Genomic DNA, 5,116 nt, shown 5'->3' on the forward strand with positions numbered 1-5,116 from the left:
CCTACAACAATGCAAGTTTTAACAAAATTTCAAAAGAACCCTTAAATGAATCCTCATCTAACGCTAAAGAACCTTGCTTTATCACTTTATATTTAAAAGATGAACACAATAAACCCATTGCTAATGCTAAAATCATTATCAAAGGTTTTAAACATGATGAAGCTTTAAGAGTAGTTAATCTAAAAAGACGCAGTGATGAAAAGGGTAAAATAAGATTTGATAAAGAAAAGTATTTTAGTGATTGTTATAGCTTTAAAGTAAAGCTTGATGAAAGCAAAGCTTATTTTCCTACTCCTTTACAAAATGCTAAAAGGATATTTAATAATTATACCCATCACAAAGTTGGACTTATACTTAAATTTAAAGCAAAAGATCATTTAGTTTATGATGGATTTAATCTCTATCATTATAAAGGAAATGAATTGATTAATTCTTACATGGCAAGAAGTGGTACTGCTAAGGCAGATAATGAAAAAAGAAGTAAAAAGCAAATTGCAAATTATTTTTACCAAGATGAAAAAGATACAAGTAAAGGTAAAAAAGCTTATTTTTATTATGATGATGAAAGTATTAAAGATAGATTTGGCACTTTGCCTGAAGGAGAATATTATTTAAAGATTAATGAAATAGCTAAAGATACTAACCCTAGCTTTTTAAAAGATTATCCCTTTGAAATAGGAAAAACTTGGGGAAAATGTTGTGTAAGATTATATACCAATAAAGAATGCTCTAAAACTTTTAAAGAAGTAAAAATAAAAGAAAGTAATGAAAAAGAAAACAAAACAAGCAAAAAAGATAAAAAAGAGCAAAGCATAATAAAAGATAATCTATATCTTTATAGCATCAATGAAAAGGGAGAGTTTGGCAGTAGTGGTAGCATAGGTATGGCACAAGCACAGTTATTAGAGGATTTAAGTAAGCAAGCTAAGTTTATACAAGATGAGAAGGAAGGAATTGTTTCTTTAAGAGTAGAGTATCCTAAGCAAGAGAAATCTAAAGTAAATTTCATAAAAGAAATAGAATGGGAACTCGATGAAGATGAAGATGTGGTAAGTGCTGAAAAAAGTGTAAGGATTATTATCGATGAAAAGGCAAATTTTGCACCAGGGACTTATGTAGAATGCGAAGTTGATGGTTTAGAAGATGATGTAAATATCGTTTGGGCTTTAGCTCAAATTCAAAATGAAGCAAGACTTCAAAGAATTTTAGAAGGTAAAGAGCATTTAGAATTTAAAGATATAAAGTTTTTAAAAGACGAAAGTAAATATTTTCATGAATGCTGGGAAATGGATGATGAGGAAAAAGATGAAGAATTTGAAAAAATAGGCTTTAGTTTACCTCTAACAAGGGCTAATGAAGAAGAATTTGATAAATATTATGCTTTAGTTTTTGCTTATGAAGATAAAAATAAATTTAAAAGACTTCCTAATTTAAATGATGCTTATAAAATCATAGATATGAGTTTTAAAGTTGGCTCTGGTAGAGATGATAGGGTGAAAGAATTATTTACAAGAGAGGAGCTAAAAGCCCTTAATGTATATAATCTTAACCGACAAAAATCAATTGATAGTGTTGAAGAGGCAAATTGGTTTTTAAGGGCAAATTTAAAAAATCAAGAAAAAAGAGACTTTTTTACCTATCTCAGAACCTATCCTCAATTTGCCGGAAAAATCGCTTATATATACTATAGATTTGATTTAATTAATAAGGAATTTTTAACAAGTATATCAGAAAAAGATAAAGGAAATTATCTTCAAGATAGAGATGGCAAATATATTAGCACCATAATTAATAAAATTTTACCTTTAGAGTATAAGAATGGTAAAAGTTTTAAACAATTCCACACAGAGCTTTTAAATAACAAAAACAGAGATCTTGAAGAATGTAAAGATTTTCTAAAAGCTTTAACTCAAACTCTTTGTAAAGAATTTAATTTACCTTTAGAAAATGTAGTCTTTTATAGCCAAAAGCCTAGCGGATCTTTATCATTTGGAGCTTATGAAGAAAATAAGGTCAGATTAAATCAATACATTTTAAAAGCTTATTTTAAAGAATTTGCAAAAACGGTTTTTCACGAATGTAGGCATTTTTATATAGAAAAATATTATAATCACAATATGGATGCTCTAGGCAGATATGTTTTTTATTCTGAAAAAGCTTATATCAATGAGAAAATTATTTTTGATAAATTTAGTAGAATTTGCGATCCTAGTGAGAATTATTTAGTAGGTTGCAATATAGGTGCTATACAAGATGCCTATGAAATTCAGCCCAATGAAAGAGATCCAAGATATGTAGAAACCCTCATAGGTAGAAGTTTATAATCAAGGAAAATAATGAAAACTATAAAAATACCGCTTAAAGATTATATCTCCAATATAAGAGAAGATAAAACTATTTACTTGGGCTTGCAAAGTGATATGAGTATAAAAGGACTTGATGAAGAATTCTTAAAAAAAGAATATAATCTTAAGAGAAATTTCAAATTTGAAACAAGCATTTATTTAGGTAAAATTATAATCAAAGAAAAAAATATCATTTTTAAAGCTTTTAATATTGGTGAGAATTGCTTTGAAGGACTTAAAGAACTTTTCTTCAAAAATAACCCCTATAAAATTATAGATAATTTAGAATTAAAAAAATATTTCTTAAAACTTTATAAAGATAATATTGAATTTTTAACTTCTTATATTAATGAAATTAATCAAGTTCATGGTATTAAACTTTACTATATCGAAAATAAAAATTTAAATAAATTTGAACTAATTTCAATGCTAGATGAAATGGTGCAAAAAAATGACTATGAAGTAGTAGATTTTAGCGATGATTTATTTTATTCTTATCTTGTATGGAGTTTGAGAAAATTTATCATTGCTTATGATATAGGTTTGTATCAAGATAAAAATAATTTATTTTTTAATTTAGCTACCTATAAAATACATAAGAATCATTCTTTTTATATAGAAGCGAGTAATCATTTAAATTTTAATCTTATTGAATTATTTTTCTCAAATACCTCTCCTTTGGAATATGCTGTGGGTTATTTGCAAAAAGAAGAGATAATATATAATGGGGCTTTAGAATATTCTTTAGGAACTCTTCAAAAAACTTTAAATACCACAACCCAATTTCATAATAAATTTTATTTTAAACTAAAAGAAAGACCCTTTGAATATGCGCAATATTTTAAACAAAAATAGACTTAGTTGAAATAAATTAAATTTGCTCACTTTAATGCAATCAATCAGGATGAAAAATCGGCGTGAAGACTGACTTATTTTAGAAAGTTTATTTAGAAAAGATGAGCAATAAAAAGTAAAAGAAATATATTTTATAGGATTTTTGACATAAAAATAATTATAATCGGCTTTTGTGTATAGTTGTTGTATTTAGATTTGCATGCTTTAATTTTATTGTATGACTGCAAGGTTTGTTCCTTTGGCGGTTAATTTCATAGCTAAAAGTATGCCTTAATAAGCGCAGTCCTTTCTTGAGAAAGAGGAGGTGTTGAACTTGAGTATTCTTTTGATAGTGAAAAAGAAGCTATTGATAAAATGTTGCAGATGAATTATGAACAAAAAAATACGATGGAAAAGACATTAAAGAATATCTAACAAAAGAAGTAGCACTAAAAATCATCAAAGAAGAAAATCTAGAAGTGATTTGGTATGATGAAGCACTTAAACCTTTATGTGCAGGTATCAAACACGATAAACAAAGAGATAAATATATTTCTTTTATCACTAATGCTAAAGCAGAAATTATAGAATACAAAAGTATTGAGTTTGATGGGGATAGATACAGTGAAACCTTTAAGGAAATGCTTAACGATGAATTTCTAGCCCTTTATGCTCTTATCAATCGTGCTAGAATGATTAAGCAAAATAGAATTAGCTTTGTGTAAATACTTTCCTTATGATTTAATATAAAAAGATTTTTAGTTATAATTTTTCATTTTATATTTAAGGAAAAATTTATGGAAGATTTAAAACTTTTACAAAGGCGTTGGGAAGAAGCTTATGAAGCTATGCCTAAACTTTATGACACACCAGATGGGTTAATAATAAATTTCACCTTTAGTGAAGATACTGATACTATTCTCTTTAAAGAACCTTGGGAAAATTTTGAATTAGATGATGAAGATGAAGAAGCCAAATGGAGGCTGAGTTTTTTTAGCATTAGCAAAGATGAGCCTTTGGGGTATTTAGAGTATAAAGAAGCTTTAGAGAAATTGCAAGATTTTTCTTTAATTCAATCAGAAGAAAGAATTTTAATTAGAGCAATGAGTTTAGAAGAGCTTGAAAGCTTAGAGCTTAAAGGGTGATAATGCTTCCTCAACCTATATTTTTAAATAAACTTATAGAATTTTTATCTGATGAGAATTTAGATATTGTAAATATGAAAAAAGGTGTAAATAAAATTTTTTCTAAAAAAGATTTTTACGCTATATTAGAATTAAATATTAAAATTATGAATAGCGAAATTAATTTTAAAAGTGATGAAAAATTAAATATATTATTACCACAAACTTCTGATTATAAGAATACAAATTATTTTCTTCAAGAATTAGAGTTAAAAAAAGAAATGGATGTTAATCTTAATGATTTAAAAAATTGTGATAATAAAAAAATAATAGAAATAATAAAGCAAGAATATCAAAATAATCTGATTAAAGAATTGGATATTAATTCTCAAAAAGAAAAAATCAAAATACTTTTTATTATTAATGAAGTGCCAAAATTTTTAAAATCAATCTATAAAGAATGTGAGTTTAAAGAATATGGATTAGCAAATTATTTGGAATTTGATGAAATTTGGGATTTTTATGAAAATAATATTAGATATTTTACTATTTTAACTCCCATGGGTGCAAATAAAATAAAATTGCGTTTAGAAAATACACAAAACAGCGAAAAAGAATCTAATATCATAGAAGTAAATTTAGATAAAAAATAGATTTTAATAACAAAAATAAGCAATTTCTTTTTCTACTCAAATTTAGACTATTTGTGTTAAAATAATAAATATAAAAATTAAAAACATAGTGGATTTATACCAAATTATAAACACCATAAACTCAACCCCCAAAAGGATCATCAATGCCCCCAAATTCCTT

General features: G+C 26.0%; 3 protein-coding genes and 2 pseudogenes. All 5 read left to right on the plus strand.

The window, feature by feature from the left end; all coding sequences use genetic code 11:
• Positions 1–2,324, plus strand: a pseudogene (locus tag H2277_RS08560) (hypothetical protein); the annotation flags it as partial.
• A 12-nt stretch (positions 2,325–2,336) separates the two neighbouring features.
• On the plus strand, positions 2,337–3,200 hold the full coding sequence (locus H2277_RS08565) for a hypothetical protein (RefSeq protein ID WP_052781601.1): 864 nt from the start codon (positions 2,337–2,339) through the stop codon (positions 3,198–3,200).
• A gap of 294 nt (positions 3,201–3,494) precedes the next feature.
• Positions 3,495–3,904, plus strand: a pseudogene (locus H2277_RS08570) (hypothetical protein); the annotation flags it as partial.
• Positions 3,905–3,976: 72 nt separating this feature from the next.
• The gene (locus tag H2277_RS08575) at positions 3,977–4,324 is read left to right on the plus strand and encodes a hypothetical protein (RefSeq protein WP_337201905.1); all 348 of its coding nucleotides are present in this window, start codon (positions 3,977–3,979) and stop codon (positions 4,322–4,324) included.
• A 2-nt stretch (positions 4,325–4,326) separates the two neighbouring features.
• Positions 4,327–4,956, plus strand: coding sequence for a hypothetical protein (locus H2277_RS08580; protein WP_126252422.1), 630 nt, complete (start codon positions 4,327–4,329; stop codon positions 4,954–4,956).
• Positions 4,957–5,116 lie beyond the last annotated feature (160 nt).

Origin of the sequence: Campylobacter sp. W0014 (assembly GCF_020135975.1) — a bacterium.
Lineage (GTDB): Bacteria > Campylobacterota > Campylobacteria > Campylobacterales > Campylobacteraceae > Campylobacter_D.